Annotated in this window: 18 protein-coding genes; 15 read left to right on the top strand and 3 right to left on the bottom strand. The window is 56.3% G+C overall.

Annotated features, from left to right (window positions below; translation table 11 throughout):
* The coding region (locus V7080_RS05800) for an Rne/Rng family ribonuclease (protein WP_334187462.1) at positions 1-2,658 on the bottom strand (2,658 nt) is incomplete at its 3' end.
* A 595-nt stretch (positions 2,659-3,253) separates the two neighbouring features.
* Here V7080_RS05800 and V7080_RS05805 point away from each other — a divergent pair.
* The 4 genes from V7080_RS05805 to V7080_RS05820 are packed head-to-tail and all read left to right on the top strand — an operon-like array spanning position 3,254 to position 6,368.
* On the top strand, positions 3,254-4,267 hold the full coding sequence (locus V7080_RS05805) for an RluA family pseudouridine synthase (protein ID WP_334187463.1): 1,014 nt from the start codon (positions 3,254-3,256) through the stop codon (positions 4,265-4,267).
* A gap of 32 nt (positions 4,268-4,299) precedes the next feature.
* Entirely contained in the window at positions 4,300-4,959 is a 660-nt protein-coding gene (locus tag V7080_RS05810) for an HAD-IA family hydrolase (RefSeq protein WP_334187464.1), read from the top strand.
* Positions 4,959-5,330: a Rieske (2Fe-2S) protein gene (locus V7080_RS05815; RefSeq protein WP_334187465.1), complete on the top strand. Its 372-nt coding sequence runs from the start codon at positions 4,959-4,961 to the stop codon at positions 5,328-5,330. The genes V7080_RS05810 and V7080_RS05815 overlap by 1 nt, the downstream gene beginning before the upstream one ends.
* A gap of 24 nt (positions 5,331-5,354) precedes the next feature.
* On the top strand, positions 5,355-6,368 hold the full coding sequence (locus V7080_RS05820) for a S49 family peptidase (RefSeq protein WP_334187466.1): 1,014 nt from the start codon (positions 5,355-5,357) through the stop codon (positions 6,366-6,368).
* Between the two features lie 260 nt (positions 6,369-6,628).
* Here V7080_RS05820 and V7080_RS05825 read toward each other — a convergent pair whose 3' ends face one another.
* Together V7080_RS05825 and V7080_RS05830 are read right to left on the bottom strand one after the other, a co-directional pair.
* Positions 6,629-7,381: an SAM-dependent methyltransferase gene (locus tag V7080_RS05825; RefSeq protein WP_334187467.1), complete on the bottom strand. Its 753-nt coding sequence runs from the start codon at positions 7,379-7,381 to the stop codon at positions 6,629-6,631.
* Positions 7,382-7,399: 18 nt separating this feature from the next.
* Positions 7,400-8,005, bottom strand: coding sequence for a Maf-like protein (locus tag V7080_RS05830; RefSeq protein ID WP_334187468.1), 606 nt, complete (start codon positions 8,003-8,005; stop codon positions 7,400-7,402).
* Between the two features lie 125 nt (positions 8,006-8,130).
* Here V7080_RS05830 and V7080_RS05835 point away from each other — a divergent pair, with 125 nt between their 5' ends.
* The 11 genes from V7080_RS05835 (at position 8,131) to V7080_RS05880 (ending at position 16,469) form a co-directional block, all read left to right on the top strand.
* The gene (locus V7080_RS05835; protein ID WP_334187469.1) at positions 8,131-8,628 is read left to right on the top strand and encodes a YceD family protein; all 498 of its coding nucleotides are present in this window, start codon (positions 8,131-8,133) and stop codon (positions 8,626-8,628) included.
* Positions 8,629-8,756: 128 nt separating this feature from the next.
* Entirely contained in the window at positions 8,757-8,939 is a 183-nt protein-coding gene (gene rpmF / locus V7080_RS05840; RefSeq protein WP_089399413.1) for a 50S ribosomal protein L32, read from the top strand.
* A 147-nt stretch (positions 8,940-9,086) separates the two neighbouring features.
* On the top strand, positions 9,087-10,178 hold the full coding sequence (gene plsX / locus V7080_RS05845; protein ID WP_334187470.1) for a phosphate acyltransferase PlsX: 1,092 nt from the start codon (positions 9,087-9,089) through the stop codon (positions 10,176-10,178).
* Positions 10,175-11,161, top strand: a complete 987-nt coding sequence (locus V7080_RS05850) for a beta-ketoacyl-ACP synthase III (protein ID WP_334187471.1) — start codon at positions 10,175-10,177, stop codon at positions 11,159-11,161. The genes plsX and V7080_RS05850 overlap by 4 nt, the downstream gene beginning before the upstream one ends.
* Positions 11,162-11,177: 16 nt before the next feature.
* The gene (gene fabD, locus V7080_RS05855; RefSeq protein ID WP_334187472.1) at positions 11,178-12,110 is read left to right on the top strand and encodes an ACP S-malonyltransferase; all 933 of its coding nucleotides are present in this window, start codon (positions 11,178-11,180) and stop codon (positions 12,108-12,110) included.
* Entirely contained in the window at positions 12,107-12,853 is a 747-nt protein-coding gene (gene fabG / locus V7080_RS05860) for a 3-oxoacyl-ACP reductase FabG (protein WP_334187473.1), read from the top strand. Before fabD ends, fabG begins: the two co-directional genes overlap by 4 nt.
* Before the next feature lie 123 nt (positions 12,854-12,976).
* Entirely contained in the window at positions 12,977-13,216 is a 240-nt protein-coding gene (gene acpP, locus V7080_RS05865) for an acyl carrier protein (RefSeq protein ID WP_040041346.1), read from the top strand.
* A 30-nt stretch (positions 13,217-13,246) separates the two neighbouring features.
* A complete protein-coding gene (gene fabF, locus V7080_RS05870) occupies positions 13,247-14,494 on the top strand; it encodes a beta-ketoacyl-ACP synthase II (RefSeq protein ID WP_334187474.1) in 1,248 nt (415 codons plus the stop codon).
* A gap of 135 nt (positions 14,495-14,629) precedes the next feature.
* Complete coding sequence (locus tag V7080_RS25365; protein WP_442947187.1) at positions 14,630-15,055, top strand: protein YgfX; 426 nt, start codon at positions 14,630-14,632, stop codon at positions 15,053-15,055.
* A 94-nt stretch (positions 15,056-15,149) separates the two neighbouring features.
* Positions 15,150-15,752: an RNA polymerase sigma factor RpoE gene (rpoE, locus tag V7080_RS05875; protein ID WP_326860465.1), complete on the top strand. Its 603-nt coding sequence runs from the start codon at positions 15,150-15,152 to the stop codon at positions 15,750-15,752.
* A gap of 72 nt (positions 15,753-15,824) precedes the next feature.
* Entirely contained in the window at positions 15,825-16,469 is a 645-nt protein-coding gene (locus tag V7080_RS05880; RefSeq protein WP_334187475.1) for a sigma-E factor negative regulatory protein, read from the top strand.
* Positions 16,470-16,473: the final 4 nt, after the last annotated feature.

Here is a 16,473-nt window from a genome sequence, read left to right on the forward strand (position 1 = left end):
CGCCGACGTCGCCGGTTCCGAAAACGCGATTTCCGTGGCCGGGGCTTGGGCGGGCGTTGATGCTTCCACTGTCGGGGCTGCATTCGCCAATGCCACCGGCTCGGACTGCGCGACAACGGGTTCTGCCGGCGTCACATTCTCCTGAACCTGCTCAGCCGCAACCGGGGCGGCCTGTTCGTCGACAGGAGCTGGCTCGGCTGCTTCGTGCATCGACACCGTGGTGGTCTCCACCGTGGCTTCGACAACCGAGGTACGCGTGGTCTGCAATTCAGCGACGCCATTGTCCGATGTCGCCGTACTTGCCATCGCCACCTCCGCAATTTCAAGCTGTACCGTCTTGGTTTCCAGAACGGCATCGACGTCCGCATCGCCGTCGTTGCCGGCGGCCATGATTTCCGTGCCTTCTCCGTTTTCGCGTTCACGGCGATTGCGGTTGCGGCCGCCACGGCGACGGCGACGGCGACGCTCGTCGCCTTGCTCGGCGTTCTCTTCTTCCGGCAATCCGATCGACGCCTGGATTGGTTCGGCAGTGTCCGCCGCAGTCAATGCGGGTGTCTGCGGTACATGGCTGGCAATTTCCGGAGCGGCCGGCGCGAGTGCATTGACCGGCAATTCCTCGACCTTGGCTTCCTTGTTACGGTCGTCGCGCTGGCGCGGCTGGCGTTCGCGGCGTGGTTCGCTGCCTTCGCGCGGCGCTCTTGGCTGGCGTGGCGCCGGCGCGTCGGGTGCTGCTTGTATCGCCGGTGCCGGTTTCACCGCTGATTCGCGGGTTTCGCGGCTGTTGTCGCGCTCTTCGCCTTTTTCGCCTTTCTCGCGACCATTGCGGCCACGGCCGCGGCCTCGCGCATTGCCGCGTCCGGCCCGCTCGCCGCGCTCGCGCGTCGGCTGCGGTTTCTCTTCCACCACTGGCGCAGGTGCGGCAACCGGTGTCACCGGCTTCTTGCGGAAGAAACCGAACATGCGGCTGAAGAAACCTTGCTCGGCGGGTGGCATGACCGGCGGGGCAACAGGAGCGACCGGCTCGACCGGCTTGCGTTCGACAATCGGTGCCGGCTGGTCGGGGGTAATGCCCTTGACCACCGCTTCCTGGCGCGGCCGGATGTCTTCCTTCTGGCGCTTGTTGTAACCGATGTCGGTATCGGCTTCCTCGGCCATGCTGTAGCTGGCCTGCATTTCCTCAAGGCGCGGATCATCGTGCTTGAGGCGTTCGAGCTTGTAATGGGGTGTTTCGAGATGCTTGTTCGGGATCATGACGACCGTCACGCGATGACGCGTCTCGATCTTCAGGATTTCGCCGCGTTTCTCGTTCAACAGGAAAGCCGCGACATCGACCGGCGCCTGCACATGGATCGCGGCGGAGTTTTCCTTCATCGCCTCTTCCTGGATGATGCGCAGAACCTGCAGGGCGGAGGATTCGGTATCGCGGATATGGCCGGTGCCGTTGCAACGCGGGCAAGTGACGTGGCTGCCTTCGGAGAGCGAAGGACGCAGGCGCTGACGGGACAGTTCCATCAGGCCGAAACGGGAAATCTTGCCCATCTGCACCCGTGCGCGGTCATAGCGCAGGGAATCCTTCAGGCGGGTTTCGACTTCACGCTGGTTCTTCGCGTTCTCCATGTCGATGAAGTCGATCACGATCAGGCCGCCGAGGTCGCGCAGGCGCAGCTGGCGTGCAACTTCGTCGGCGGCTTCGCAATTGGTATGGAATGCGGTGGTTTCGATGTCGCTGCCGCGGGTGGCGCGGGCGGAGTTGACGTCGATGGAAACCAGGGCTTCGGTGTGATCGATGACGATGGCGCCGCCGGAGGGCAGGGGGACGGTGCGCGAGTACGCGGTCTCGATCTGGTGTTCGATTTGAAAACGGGAGAACAGCGGCACGTCGTCGCGGTAGCGTTTGACCCGGTGCACCATATCGGGCATCACATGGGACATGAACTGCTGCGCTTGTTCGTAAATATCGTCGGTATCGATCAGGATCTCGCCGATGTCGGGCTGGAAATAGTCGCGGATGGCGCGAATGACGAGCGATGATTCCTGGTAGATGAGGAAGGCGCCCGGGGCCGACTGGCCGGCGCCTTCGATTGCCCGCCATAGTTGCATCAGGTAATTCAAGTCCCATTGCAGCTCTTCCACATTTCGGCCGATGCCGGCGGTCCGGGCGATCACCGACATGCCGGAAGGCAGATCGAGCTGGTCCATCGTTTCCCGCAATTCCTGCCTGTCCTCGCCTTCAACCCGGCGCGATACGCCGCCGCCTCTCGGGTTATTCGGCATCAATACCAGATAGCGTCCAGCCAGAGAAATAAAGGACGTCAGTGCTGCGCCCTTGTTGCCGCGCTCTTCCTTTTCGACCTGGACCATGATCTCCTGGCCCTCGCGCAACGCTTCCTTGATGGAGGCATTCCGGACGTCGACACCGTCGCGAAAATAACTGCGGGCGACTTCCTTGAAAGGGAGGAAGCCGTGGCGTTCTTCACCGTAGTTGACGAAGCAGGCTTCCAGGGAGGGCTCGATGCGGGTGATGATGCCCTTGTAGATATTCGACTTGCGCTGTTCGCGGCCGGTCGTTTCGATATCAATGTCGATGAGCTTTTGCCCATCGACAATGGCCACGCGCAGTTCTTCCTGCTGCGTGGCGTTGAACAACATGCGTTTCATTTTTTGCTCCGTGACCTTACGGTCATCTTTAATGCTGTCAAAGGGTGAATGACACCGATTGATGCAGCCTTGCTATTGGGATGTACGCGAGGACGGAGTGCTCAAGGAGGGAATTGCCTTAGCGTGCGGCAAAGGCAGGTACTACCCGCTTTTGCCGCAACAGGGCGCGGACATGGTTGCTCCGCATGCCGTTTACGCGCTAACGCCGTGCCAAGCGTCTCGATAACATCGAGCGCAAGGGGCACGGCATAAAACGACTTGGCCAAGCCGGGCCATACAGTGAGCCCGGCGGACATCGGCATTCGGAATTCATCCACGTCTACCAGCGAGCATGTCTTCATGACGGACACTGCTTGCCGGCGTTATCCTTATGATTCAAGCATTCTTTTCCATCATCCCTGCGCGTTGTCGATCACAACAACGCCGATCCAAACAACGGTGTAACGCAGACTCGCGCGAGGATGATGCGTACACATCTTTTCCATCGAATTTGCAAATTGGCGAGGCCGGTGGAGACGCCCCTGTGTAGAATGTGCTTTTTATTCTTACACCAGCAGCGTATTTGTAACTGCTGCGAAACAATTATATATTCAAAATGAAGGACTTAGCGAGAGTTTCTGGTAAGCGGGCTGAAACCCAAAGCGCAGACCAGCCGTCACAAGTCTCTCCTCAAGTCCAACTCATTACGATTTCCGACGAAGAGGCCGACCAGCGTATCGATAATTTTTTGTTACGCATCTGCAAAGGCGTACCGAAAAGCCATATTTACCGGGTTTTGCGGTCAGGGGAAGTTCGTGTCAACAAGGGACGGATCGACCAGACCTACCGGTTGCGTGAAGGGGACGTGGTACGTGTGCCGCCAGTCCGCATGGCTGAAAAACAGCCGAGCGGCGCACCCGGAAGCGAATTTCATATCTTGCTTGAAGACAATCATTTGCTCGTTATCGATAAGCCGGCAGGCGTCGCGGTGCATGGCGGGTCGGGTGTCAGCTATGGCGTAATCGAGCAATTGCGCGCATCGCGGCCACAGGCGAAGTTTCTCGAACTGGTCCATCGCCTTGACCGGGACACCTCCGGCATCTTGATGCTTGCCAAGAAGCGCTCGGCGCTGACAAACATGCATGAACAGATACGCGATGGCGATATCGACAAGCGTTACTTCGCGTTGGTGCATGGAAACTGGCAGCATGCACGGCAGCACATCAAGTTGCCCTTGTTTAAATACAATACGCCGGAAGGCGAGCGCCGGGTCAGGGTGCAATCCGATGGATTGCCATCTCACACGGTATTTACCTTGATACGCAAATACGGCAACTTCGCGCTGCTTGATGCCGAATTGAAGACTGGTCGTACCCATCAGATCCGTGTTCATCTTTCGGCCAGCGGTTTCCCGATCGCCGGCGATGATAAATATGGCGATTTTGGCCTGAACCGGTCGCTCCAAAAAGCCGAGGGCAGCCGAATCGCGCTCAAGCGCATGTTCCTGCATGCCCGCCAGATCACATTCCTGCATCCGGAATCCGGCAAACCTGTCACCCTGTCAGCAAAACTCCCGCCCGAGTGCGAACACTTCCTGAAAAGCCTGGATTCCACCCTTGCCGTCACCTGAGCAGGGCGCCAATTACCAATACCAACATATATATGGCAAGAAAAAGATTCGATCTGATTGTCTTCGACTGGGATGGCACGCTGATGGACAGCACGTCGACGATTGTCCGCTGTATCCAGGCTGCGGCAAAGGATCTCGGCCTTCCGGTACCCGACAACAAGGCGGCGTCTTATGTCATCGGCCTCGGACTGCAGGACGCGATGCAGGCGGCATTGCCGAACTTGGATCCCAAATACTATCCGCGGATGGTTGAGCGTTACCGCTACCACTATTTATCCAAGGACAAGGGGCTCGAGCTGTTCGATGGCGTACGCGAAATGCTTGCCGATCTGTCCCAGCAAGGCTATTTTCTTGCGGTGGCAACCGGCAAAAGCCGGGTAGGGCTGAACAGGGCCCTTGATGCCAGTCAGCTACTTTCCGTGTTCGATGCAACCCGCTGTGCGGACGAAACGTTCTCCAAGCCCCATCCGGCGATGCTGCAGGAATTGACGCGGGAGTTGGGCCAGGATTTGCTGCGTACGGTCATGATCGGCGACACCACGCATGATCTGCAGATGGCAATCAACGCAGGCGCCGCAGGCATCGCGGTACATTACGGTGCTCACCCCTCGGATGAATTGAAGGCGTTGAATCCGATCTTTGCCGCAGATTCCGTCGCCGAACTGCATGCCTGGCTTGGCGAGAATGCATAATGACCGTTACCGCGATACCAATTTGCAGTTCGGATGCCGTGGTCGAGGGCGGGAAGGGCATACGTTTTCCTGTGACGGCAGGCGGCGACAACGGCAATGGTTTTGTCATTCGATATGATGGCAAGGTGTACGGATACCTTAACCGGTGTGCGCATGTCCCGATCGAACTCGACTGGAACGAGGGTGATTTCTTCGAGTCCAGCGGCCTTTATTTGATGTGTTCCACCCATGGCGCGATTTACACGCCTGAAAGCGGCCAATGTGTAGGCGGACCGTGCCGCGGTGGCCGTTTGCGGCCTATCATGGTGGTTGAACGCGACGGCCACGTATTTTGGCAGCCGGATGATTACCTGACACCGGCAAAGGTTTAACAGGGAAGAAAAGAGTCGATAACAATGAGCAACAATGGTTTTGATGACAACAACGAAGCATCGCGCGGCCCATCCGGCCAAGCCGATCTTCCTCAGGCTAAGCCAGCCGGCTGGGAACGCAGCGTACTGGAAAAATTGGCCTTTGCGACCCTGGCCGAGCAACGCGCACGGCGGCGTTGGGGCATTTTCTTCAAGCTGGCGACGTTGGCGGTAATCGTGGCCGCACTTTGGATCGGTTCCGGCTACAACGCGGGCGAGAGCGATCCGGTCGGCGCCCATACCGCGCTCATTGAAATCGATGGCACGATCGAATCCGGAACGGTGGGATCGGCAGACTCCGTCGTTCCGGCGCTCAACAGAGCGTATTCGGACGAGAACGCCGTTGGCGTGATCTTGCGCATCAACAGCCCGGGAGGCAGCCCTGTACAGGCAGGCATCATCAATGACGAGATCGTCCGGCTTCGCAAGGCTTATCCGAAAAAGCCACTTTATGTCGTGGTGGATGAAATCTGCGCATCCGGCGGGTATTACATTGCGGTAGCGGCCGACAAAATTTTTGTCAACAAAGCGAGCATCGTCGGATCAATCGGTGTACTGATGGAGGGATTTGGGTTTACCGGATTAATGGAAAAAGCGGGCGTCGAACGCCGGCTGATGACCGCCGGTGAAAACAAGGGATTCATGGATCCTTTCAGCCCGCAAAGCGAAAAGCAAAAGACATATGCTCAGGAAATGCTCGACGAAGTGCATCGTCAATTCATCGATGTCGTGCGGCAAGGTCGTGGCAAGCGGCTCAAGGAAACGCCGGAAACCTTTTCCGGATTGTTCTGGAGCGGTGCCAAGGCGGTGGAAATAGGCTTGGCCGATGGTTTCGGCACTGTTGATACCGTTGCGCGCGACGAGCTCAAGGCTGAAGACATCGTTGACTATACGCAGCATGAAGGACTGTCCGAGCGGCTGCTGAAGAAATTCGGAGGCGCGGTTGGTACCGCCGCGATGGCGTCATTGTGGAACTCTGCGAAACCGTCGCTGAAATAATTGCCACTACATCGCGGATTAAACAAAAATTTGAATTTGACCCTTGAAAGTCTTCGGGTTCTTTTTATACTGCAGATGTCCAGCGGCAGAATCGATCTTTGTACGTAAAACGATACCGTAACAAGGAGAAATTTCTGAGTTGGTCGACTAAGCTACCGCATCATTGATGCGGCTACAAGAAGTCTCGGACTTCTTCATGAACGCCCTTCCGGGGCAGGCAAAACGGCGGCTTTGACCGCCGTTTTGCACGTCTGAAATCTCTAGTCCGCAAGCATCAGAAACACGGTGGGTTTCTTTTGAAAGTCCGGGACTCTACCGCCGGCGAAGTCGCTCTTCCATTTGCCGACGGCTTGCATGGTGATCGCCTCGGATGGAAGACTCAGGTCGGTTGCGACGCATACCAAAGTGGACGTCTTGCAATGATTGATCAGCGCCTCGAAACAGGCGCCGTTCCGATAGGGCGTTTCAATAAAAATCTGCGTCTGCTTTTCCTGGCGGGAGCGATCTTCAAGAAGCTTGATGCGCTTTGTCCGTTCGGTGGGATCAATCGGCAAGTAACCGTTGAAAGCAAAACTCTGTCCATTCAGGCCGCTGGCCATGACGGCAAGCAGCAACGAAGAGGGGCCAACCAGCGGCCTGACGCGAATCTTATGGGCATGGGCCATTCGGACCAGGTTCGCGCCGGGATCGGCAACTGCCGGCACACCGGCTTCGGAGATCAATCCGCCATCAGCGCCATTCAGAATCGGGGCCAGCAATTCGGGTAATTTGCCGGCATCGGTATTTACATTCAACTCCGAGATCCGAATTTCCTGCAGAGGCCTGGCGAGCGGGTGCCCGAGCGCGACGGTTTTCAGGAAAGCGCGGGTTGTCTTCGCATTTTCAGCAATGAAGTATTCAAGCCCTGCAGCAATCGACCGGACGGTTTCAGGAATGATTTCCGCAAGCGGGTCGGCTCGATCCAGATCTACGGGGCCAAGTGTGTTGGGAATGAGATAGAGGATGCCTGGCATGCAATAGCACGGGATAAATTAGCTGAAAAATTGCACGCCCGCGCGACGCAGCATGGACGTTAATGCAATCAGTGGTAGACCGGTCAGTGCGGTTGGATCGGTGCTTTCGATCTTCTCGATAATCGCAATTCCCAACCCTTCATTTTTCGCGCTGCCGGCACAATCGTATGGTTGCTCGATACGCAGATATGCGTCTAGTTCGTTGTCCGGCAGATCGCGGAATTTCACGGCAGTCTGCACATTCTCCACCTGAGCCTGATGCATCGCGCCGTCACGGCCATCCCAGACGCATAGCGCAGTATGAAAAATTACCTGGCGGCCACGCATCTTCTGAAGTTGCTTCAATGCGTTTTCGTGTGATCCCGGCTTGCCGATTTGTTCGCCGTCCAGCGTTGCAACCTGGTCCGAGCCGATAACCAGTGCCTGTGGCATCAACTTCGCGACTGCCTCTGCTTTTTCCCGTGCCAATCGAAGGGCGGTGGCATGCGGGGTTTCGTCCATATTTGGCGTTTCGTCGATTCGGGGGGCCAGCACGTCGAACGGTATGCGCAAACGGGACAGCAATTCCTTGCGATATTGAGAGCTTGATGCAAGAACAAGATGGAATGGAGCGGACGATGGCATTGATATATCGCGTTGTTACTCGGGCTTATATTGAACAGAAATGCATCAACAAATGCGTGCTAACACTTTGACGAATAAGGGAAAAGCCTGTTATTATCGCAGGTTTTCCGGATTCGGCTTGTCCTATGAATGCTTTTGTTATCGACGCTTTCGAGTTTTGTCGCGTCAAGGAGCGGCGGGACGGTGAGATCGAGTTGTCGAAACTGCCGCGTCTGGCCGATGAATCGGTCGACAAGGTCGGCGTGATTCGCTGGTCCCTTCAGGGCGGCAGCGATAGTCACGGACATCCCAGGCTGCTGCTCTCGATCGGCGGCGCAATCAGCCTCATGTGCCAACGGTGCCTGACGCCGCTCGTATTTGAAATCGCTTCGAAATCGACGCTTGTGCTTGCGCGTGATGAGGCCAGTGCCGACGAGATGGATGTCCTTCTTGCCGACGAAGACGTAGAGGTGATCGTTGGCGAAACGGAGTTCAACATCGCTGAGTTAATCGAAGATGAGGCCCTTTTGGCAATTCCTCTGTCACCGAAGCACGAAGCTTGTCCGGCCGGGTTGGTCCCTGAGTCTGTGGCAAAGGAAGAAAAAGTGTCGCCATTCGCGGTGCTTAAGAATTTGAAGCAGTGATGTGACGCCATGTGCCTCGCAACGCTGTAATCATGTGAAGTAAAAATGTGCAGTACGGAATCTGGTTTTACGGCAAGTTCGTAAATCCGATATGTTAAAATCTCAAGTCTTTAGGTTTAGGAGCTATCATGGCCGTCCAACAAAACAAGAAATCCCCTTCCAAGCGTGGCATGCATCGTGCACACGATTTCCTGGTCGCTCCGCCTCTGGCAGTTGAGCCGACAACCGGTGAAACCCATCTGCGTCACCACATCAGCCCGAACGGTTACTATCGTGGCCGCAAGGTACTGAAGACAAAAAACGACGAGTAATCGTCGATCACTGTTCCAATCGAAAAACGGCGCGGCAGGTTTGACTTGGCGCCGTTTTTTCATATGCTGAAACAGTCTGTTTCGTCATTTTGAATCACGCCGGATCTGGCCCGAAAGATGGTTGGAACAAGGGTCTGAATCAAAACAATGACAATTAAAATTTCCATCGACTGCATGGGTGGCGATCATGGCCCTGCGGTCACGATTCCCGCAGCTATATCCTTCGTCAATCACGAGCCGCGCGCCGAGTTGATATTGGTTGGTCTCGAAGAAGCGATTCGCGGAGAACTCAAGAAGCACAAAGCGATCGACCATCCTAGGCTTTCCATCGTAAACGCGACGGAAGTTGTCGCCATGGACGATCCGCTGGAAGTCGCATTGCGCCGCAAAAAAGATTCATCAATGCGGGTTGCGATCAATCTGGTCAAGGACGAGCAGGCTCAGGCATGTGTCTCTGCGGGAAATACCGGCGCCCTGATGGCGGTATCGCGCTATGTCCTGAAAACGATCCCCGGTGTTGACCGCCCGGCAATATGCACGCTGATTCCCAATCAGAAGGACGCGCCGACATACATGCTCGACCTCGGCGCGAATGTCGATTGCGAGGCTCAGCATTTGCACCAGTTCGCACTGATGGGGTCGGCACTCGTTTCCGCCTTGGACGGCAAGGCTAAACCGACGGTCGGACTGCTCAATGTCGGCGCGGAGGATATCAAGGGAAACGATGTCGTAAAACAAACCGCGGAATTGCTGCGTATCGACCATGCAAAAGGCTTAATCAATTTTTACGGCAATGTGGAAGGCAACGATATCTTCGAAGGTACGACCGATATCGTCATTTGTGACGGGTTCGTCGGCAATATCGTTCTCAAAGCTTCCGAGGGCCTCGGCCGCTTCGTCAAGAAGGCGCTGACTGCCGAATTCAAAAGCAATCCCCTCAACATGCTGGGCGCGCTGATTGCCGGTGGTGCGATCAAGGCCTTTTCCAAACGCATGAATCCATCCCGCTACAATGGTGCCAGCCTGCTGGGGTTGCGCGGCCTGGTTTTCAAAAGCCATGGCGGCGAAAACGCTTATGGCTATGAATGGGCGATCAAGCGCGCATTCGACGCCGCGGACCATGAGCTTATATCGCGCATTTCCAAGACGTTCGCCGAACTGATGCCGCACTCCGAAGGTGCTCTGACCCCTGAAGGGCCGGCCGCAGTGGAAGAACTCACACAACAGAAGACGGCATGACTCTCTATAGCAAAATCATCGGTACCGGAAGTTTTTTGCCTCCCAAGCGAGTGACCAATCAGGAATTGGCGGTGCAACTCGCCGAGAAGGGCGTCGAGACTTCTGACGAATGGATCGTATCCCGTAGCGGAATTTCTGCCCGACATTATGCAGAGCCGGACGTGCAGTCGAGCGACCTTGCCGTTGCTGCGTCCAGGCACGCTATTGATATGGCGGGCCTGCAGGCCAATGACATTGACCTGATCATCCTCGCAACGTCTACGCCTGACTACTTTGGCGGTTTCCCAAGCACCGCCTGCGTCGTGCAGCGCAAGCTGGGCATCACGAACGGCTGTGCAGCGGTAGACGTGCAGGCGGTATGCAGCGGCTTTGTCTATGCCGTCTCCGTGGCGGACAGCTTCATCAAATCCGGCGCGCACAAGAATGTGCTGGTTATTGGCGCCGAAGTGTTTTCCCGTATTCTGAATTTCGAAGATCGCACAACGTGCGTGCTGTTCGGCGATGGTGCCGGCGCAGTCGTGCTTACCGCGTCCGACACGCCCGGTGTTCTTGCGACCAAGCTCCATGCCGATGGCAGCCATGCCGATATTCTTTGCGTGCCCGGCAGCGTCAGTCGTGGCGTGGTGGAAGGCAGCGCATTCCTGTACATGGACGGACAAGCGGTGTTTAAGCTGGCTGTATCCGTTCTCGACAAGGTGGCTCATGAAGCACTGGAAGTCGCCGGCATGAGTGCCTCTCAACTGGATTGGCTGATCCCGCATCAAGCCAATATCCGCATCATGCAAAGCACCGCCAAGAAGCTTGGGCTGCCACTTGAGAAAATGGTCGTCACCGTCGATCAGCACGGAAACACTTCGGCCGCTTCCATTCCGCTTGCCCTCGACAAGGCGGTGAGGGATGGCCGTATCAAGCCCGGCCACAACGTCTTGATGGAAGGCGTTGGTGGTGGCTTTACCTGGGGTGCGGTTCTCGCACAAATGTAACTTTCCGATCAAACGCATGACTACATTCGCATTCGTCTTTCCAGGACAGGGTTCGCAAGCCATCGGCATGTTGAACGGTTTCGCTGATAACCATGTCGTCCGGCAGACCGTTGCCGAAGCGTCGGACGCATTGCAGTTCGACCTCGCCAAGCTGATCGCCGAAGGGCCCAAGGAAGAACTGGATCTAACTACCAACACCCAACCTGTCATGCTGACCGCGGCAGTTGCGACTTATCGTGCATGGATTGCCGCCGGCGGCCCGGTGCCGTCGATTGTCGCGGGACATAGCCTGGGTGAGTATGCCGCACTTGTTGCTTCAGGCGTCGTTGCCTTCAAGGATGCCGTGCCGCTGGTACGGTTCCGGGCCCAGGCAATGCAGGAAGCTGTGCCCGTCGGTCAAGGCGGCATGGCCGCCATACTTGGATTGTCGGATGAGGACGTGAAAGCGGCTTGCGCAGCCGCTGCACAAGGTGAGGTGGTCGAAGCAGTCAACTTCAACGCACCGGCACAGGTTGTGATCGCAGGCCACAAGTCGGCGGTCGAGCGTGCTTGCGAGGCTGCGAAGGCCAAGGGCGCCAAACGCGCGTTGCCTCTCCCTGTGTCTGCACCATTTCACTCCTCGCTTCTGCGCCCGGCGTCGGATCGCTTGCGTGATTACATGACGAATATGAATTTCGCTTCTCCGGGCATTCCGGTTATCAACAATGTCGATGTGGCCGTCGTGAAGGATGTCGCCGCTATCAAAGACGCACTTGTGCGCCAGGCAGCCAGCCCCGTTCGCTGGGTCGAGACAATCCAGAAAATGTCGGCTAGCGGCGTGACGCACGTCGTCGAGTGCGGACCTGGAAAGGTGCTCGCTGGCTTGACGAAGCGGATTGACGCGAACCTGTCAGGTGACACGATTGTGGATCAGGCTTCGCTGGATAAAGTTCTGGAGGCGCTGAAATGAACCTGCACAATCAAGTGGCGCTGGTAACCGGCGCATCGCGCGGAATCGGTCGCGCAATTGCGCAAGAACTGGCGAAACAAGGGGCAAAGGTAATTGGCACTGCAACGTCCGAATCGGGCGCAGCAGGAATATCGGCATACCTGCAGGAAATTCGGCCGGACGCCGGCAGGGGCGTGGTGCTGAACGTCAACGACGGCGATGCCTGCGCGCAGACTGTCGAATCAATCCAGAAGGAGTTCGGTTCGCTGTCGATCCTCGTCAACAATGCAGGCATCACGCAGGACCAGCTGGCGATGCGCATGAAGGATGAGGAATGGGATGCCGTCATTGCCACAAATCTGACAGCTGTCGCGCGCCTGTCGCGGGCTGTACTGCGCGGCATGATGAAGGCCAAGCACGGGAGAATCATCAATATCACTTCGGTGGTGGGTTCGGCCGGCAATGCCGGGCAGATGAACTATGCGGCGGCCAAGGCAGGGGTTGCAGGGATGAGCCGCGCGCTCGCACGCGAGATCGGAAGCCGCAACATCACTGTCAATTGCGTCGCCCCGGGTTTTATCGATACCGACATGACCAGGGAGCTGGGTGAACAGCAGGCCGCAGCATTGATGCAGCAGATTCCGCTAGGGCGCTTCGGTATGCCGGAGGATATTGCGGCCGCGGTCGCCTTCCTTGCGTCACCGCAGGCGGCCTACATTACGGGCACCACACTGCACGTCAATGGCGGCATGTACATGAGCTAGACATACACTGGACGCTTTTTGGCTGAAGTTGGCGCATTATTGAAAACAGAAGCCGAAAGTGAATTTTCATTGCGCAAACCTGATAAAATGCGCGCACTTTCTGTCACCCATTGGAGGGATAATATGTCCGATATCGAACAACGCGTTAAGAAAATCGTCGCTGAGCAACTTGGCGTCGCTGAAGCAGACATCAAGAATGAGTCGTCGTTTGTCGATGATCTCGGTGCAGATTCGCTGGACACGGTCGAACTCGTGATGGCACTCGAAGATGAATTCGAGATGGAAATCCCTGACGAGCAAGCAGAGAAAATCACTACAGTGCAGCAGGCGATCGATTACGCCAAGGCGCACGTCAAGGCCTAATTTGTTTTTGACTGACTTCAGGAGAACCGCTTGAGCCGCGCACGTGAACGCCGCGTCGTAATCACCGGCCTCGGTTGCATTTCGCCTGTCGGCAATACGATTGCCGATGCATGGACAGCCCTTACCGCAGGCAAGTCCGGCATTGCGACCATCACCAAATTCGATGCCACGCCATTCTCCACCCGGTTCGCCGGCGAGGTAAAAGGCTTCAATATCGAGGACTACATTCCCGGTAAGGAAGCACGCCATATGGATACATTCATCCATTACGGCATGGCAGCCGGAATTCAGGCAATCCAGGATAGCGGCCTGGTAGTGACCGAGGAGAATGCCGAGCGAATCGGCGTGATCGTCGGGTCAGGTATCGGCGGTTTGCCGATGATCGAAGAGACCCACGCCGAGCTGACGAAGCGCGGTCCCCGCCGCATCAGCCCTTTCTTCGTTCCTGCGTCGATCATCAACATGATTTCCGGCCACCTTTCGATCAAGTATGGATTCAAGGGGCCGAATATCGCCATCGTGACCGCTTGTACGACAGGGCTGCACTGCATCGGCGCTGCTGCCCGCATGATCGAATATGGCGACGCCGATGTCATCGTGGCGGGTGGTGCGGAGTCGACAGTTTCGCCACTAGGCCTTGGCGGATTCGCGGCGGCCAGAGCTCTGTCGGCCCGTAATGACGATCCGCAAACCGCCTCTCGTCCCTGGGATAAGGATCGTGACGGTTTCGTGCTCGGCGAAGGTGCCGGCGTTATGGTCGTGGAAGAGTACGAGCATGCGAAGGCGCGCGGCGCAAAGATCTATGCGGAAGTTCTCGGTTTCGGAATGAGTGCGGATGCGTATCATATGACCGCTCCCCTGGAAGATGGCGATGGCGCTCGACGCTGCATGGTCGCTGCCATGAAAAATGCGCAGGTTAATCCGGAGCAGGTGGATTACGTGAATGCACACGGCACTTCGACGCCGCTTGGTGATATAGCAGAAACCGTGGCAATCAAGCGCGCGCTAGGCGATCATGCCAAGAACATCGTTGTCAATTCCACGAAGTCGATGACTGGCCACCTGCTCGGTGGCGCAGGCGGGCTGGAATCGGTATTTACTGTGCTGGCCCTGCACCATCAGTTATCACCGCCAACCATCAATATCTTCAATCAGGATCCGGAATGCGATCTTGACTATTGCGCGAACAGCGCGCGTGAGATGTCAATCAATATCGCCGTAAAGAATTCATTTGGATTCGGCGGTACGAACGGCACACTCATTTTCGGTAAAGTCTGAATGCACCAAGGCTCGTCCTGAAACGGACGAGCCTTGGCGACATTTCCAGTTCATCCCATGTCCATTGCCACGTCGGTCACGATCAGGCCGTCTCGTTCTTTATTGGCTATGGTAGGAGGCATGTGCGGCATGACCATGATCATCGCATGCTTGCTTCTGTCTTCTCGCATTGGCGATCCGCCTCCCGCTTTGCGTTACACGCTCGGGGTTTTCATTTTTTTTCTCGCATTTTTTGGGTTTTATCATACTGTTCGGAACCGAAAAGTTCTACAACTTAATATCTCGGGCACGGGACAGGTTCGGCTCTCGAAAGTAACTGGTTCGACCCCCTCTTGTCATGAACAGAATTGGCCGCATGTAAAAGATCAAGGTCCACAGGTTAGCTTGCTGCAGGACTCGACGCTTTGGTCGCATTTGCTGCTTCTTCGTTTGAAGTCCGATGATGGGACAACTACAGTAATACCGGTCTTGCCCGACAGCGTTTCGCGGGACGGCTTTAGGGCTTTATCGGTTGCATGTCGATGGATTGCAGTGCAGCAAAATTCATCGTCGCTAAAATAAATCTGATTTATGTTCAACAAGATTGAACTTCTTATATTTCTTCCAGTCAACTAGCAAGCCGCGCATATGTTGCAATGAAACAAGGGAATGGGGATTGACGACAGAACGCGATATTGATCAACTGCTTGTCGAGCGTGTCCAGCGTGGCGATAAAAAAGCGTTTGAGCTATTAGTGACCAAGTACCAGCGGAAACTGATGCGGCTCGTTTCGCGGCTCGTGCGCGACCAGGCGGAAGCGGAGGATGTGGTGCAGGAAGCCTTCATAAAGGCATACCGTGCATTGCCCCAATTCCGCGGGGATTCTGCGTTTTATACCTGGCTATATCGGATCGGTATCAACACCGCGAAGAATTACCTGGTAACGCAGGGCAGGCGCGCGCCAACCTCGACCGAGGCGGACGCCGAGGAAGCAGAAACTTTTGATGATGGCGATTACCTAAGAGACATCAACACGCCCGAGTCGATGTTGGCAACCAAGCAGATTGCCGAGACGGTGAACGTTGCGATGGACGCGCTCCCCGACGAGCTGAGAGTCGCAATAACATTGCGCGAAATTGAAGGCTTGAGCTACGATGAAATCGCTGAAGCCATGGGGTGTCCGATAGGAACGGTACGTAGTCGGATATTCAGGGCCAGGGAAGCGATCGCTGAAAAACTGCGGCCGCTTCTCGGGACTGCGATAGACAAACGCTGGTAGTGGCAAAAATAGGTGGTAAAGAACAGATTTTGACGAAAAAACAGGGATTCGCCCGGCTTGAACGAGGTAGTGATGAATACGAAAGAAATGACCCAGGAACAGATTTCCGCCCTCGTTGATGGCGAATTATGCGAACAGCACATCGATCTCGCGTTGGCCGCGTTGCGTCAACCTCGAGGACGGGACGCCTGGGAAGCCTACCATCAGATCGGCGATGTGTTGCGTTCCGACGACATGGCTGTGGAGCTCAGTCCAGGGTTCGCTGCACGGATGGTCGCCCGCCTCGAGGCCGAACCCACTGTCGTCGCACCATCCAATATCAGCAAGCCGATTGCATCGCCAACGCTCGGCGTGATCCAGCCTCGTACGGCAGCGAATGATGCTCCTGTGCAAAGGCCTTCAATGAGGAACTGGGCTGTTCCGGGTATGGCAGCCGCAGCCGCAGTTGCTTCGGTCATGTTTGTCGCCTCGCCGCAGTTGCTGGTGGCAGGCAAGGAGGCTCCAGCTTCGGCCATGCAGATTGCGGGCTCGGGCAAGGTATCGGTTGCATCGCCATCCCAATCAAGCGTGGTCACCGCCGAAGGTCCCGAAGGTGTCGTGCTGCGCGATCCGCAGATTGACGATTACCTGCTCGCGCATCAACGCTTTTCTCCCTCCGTGTACAGCTCTGCTCAATTTGCTCGATCGGCCACATTTCCAACTGCTTCCAATAAATGATTTG

Origin of the sequence: Noviherbaspirillum sp., from assembly GCF_036846085.1 — a bacterium.
GTDB lineage: Bacteria > Pseudomonadota > Gammaproteobacteria > Burkholderiales > Burkholderiaceae_D > Noviherbaspirillum.

Bases quoted from the DNA above. Each gene is read 5' to 3' on its own strand.
- V7080_RS05805 (WP_334187463.1), top strand. From the start codon at position 3,254: ATGAAGGACTTAGCGAGAGTTTCTGGTAAGCGGGCTGAAACCCAAAGC.
- V7080_RS05810 (WP_334187464.1), top strand. From the start codon at position 4,300: ATGGCAAGAAAAAGATTCGATCTGATTGTCTTCGACTGGGATGGCACG.
- V7080_RS05815 (WP_334187465.1), top strand. From the start codon at position 4,959: ATGACCGTTACCGCGATACCAATTTGCAGTTCGGATGCCGTGGTCGAG.
- V7080_RS05820 (WP_334187466.1), top strand. From the start codon at position 5,355: ATGAGCAACAATGGTTTTGATGACAACAACGAAGCATCGCGCGGCCCA.
- V7080_RS05825 (WP_334187467.1), bottom strand. From the start codon at position 7,381: ATGCCAGGCATCCTCTATCTCATTCCCAACACACTTGGCCCCGTAGAT.
- V7080_RS05830 (WP_334187468.1), bottom strand. From the start codon at position 8,005: ATGCCATCGTCCGCTCCATTCCATCTTGTTCTTGCATCAAGCTCTCAA.
- V7080_RS05835 (WP_334187469.1), top strand. From the start codon at position 8,131: ATGAATGCTTTTGTTATCGACGCTTTCGAGTTTTGTCGCGTCAAGGAG.
- rpmF (WP_089399413.1), top strand. From the start codon at position 8,757: ATGGCCGTCCAACAAAACAAGAAATCCCCTTCCAAGCGTGGCATGCAT.
- plsX (WP_334187470.1), top strand. From the start codon at position 9,087: ATGACAATTAAAATTTCCATCGACTGCATGGGTGGCGATCATGGCCCT.
- V7080_RS05850 (WP_334187471.1), top strand. From the start codon at position 10,175: ATGACTCTCTATAGCAAAATCATCGGTACCGGAAGTTTTTTGCCTCCC.
- fabD (WP_334187472.1), top strand. From the start codon at position 11,178: ATGACTACATTCGCATTCGTCTTTCCAGGACAGGGTTCGCAAGCCATC.
- fabG (WP_334187473.1), top strand. From the start codon at position 12,107: ATGAACCTGCACAATCAAGTGGCGCTGGTAACCGGCGCATCGCGCGGA.
- acpP (WP_040041346.1), top strand. From the start codon at position 12,977: ATGTCCGATATCGAACAACGCGTTAAGAAAATCGTCGCTGAGCAACTT.
- V7080_RS25365 (WP_442947187.1), top strand. From the start codon at position 14,630: ATGATCATCGCATGCTTGCTTCTGTCTTCTCGCATTGGCGATCCGCCT.
- V7080_RS05880 (WP_334187475.1), top strand. From the start codon at position 15,825: ATGAATACGAAAGAAATGACCCAGGAACAGATTTCCGCCCTCGTTGAT.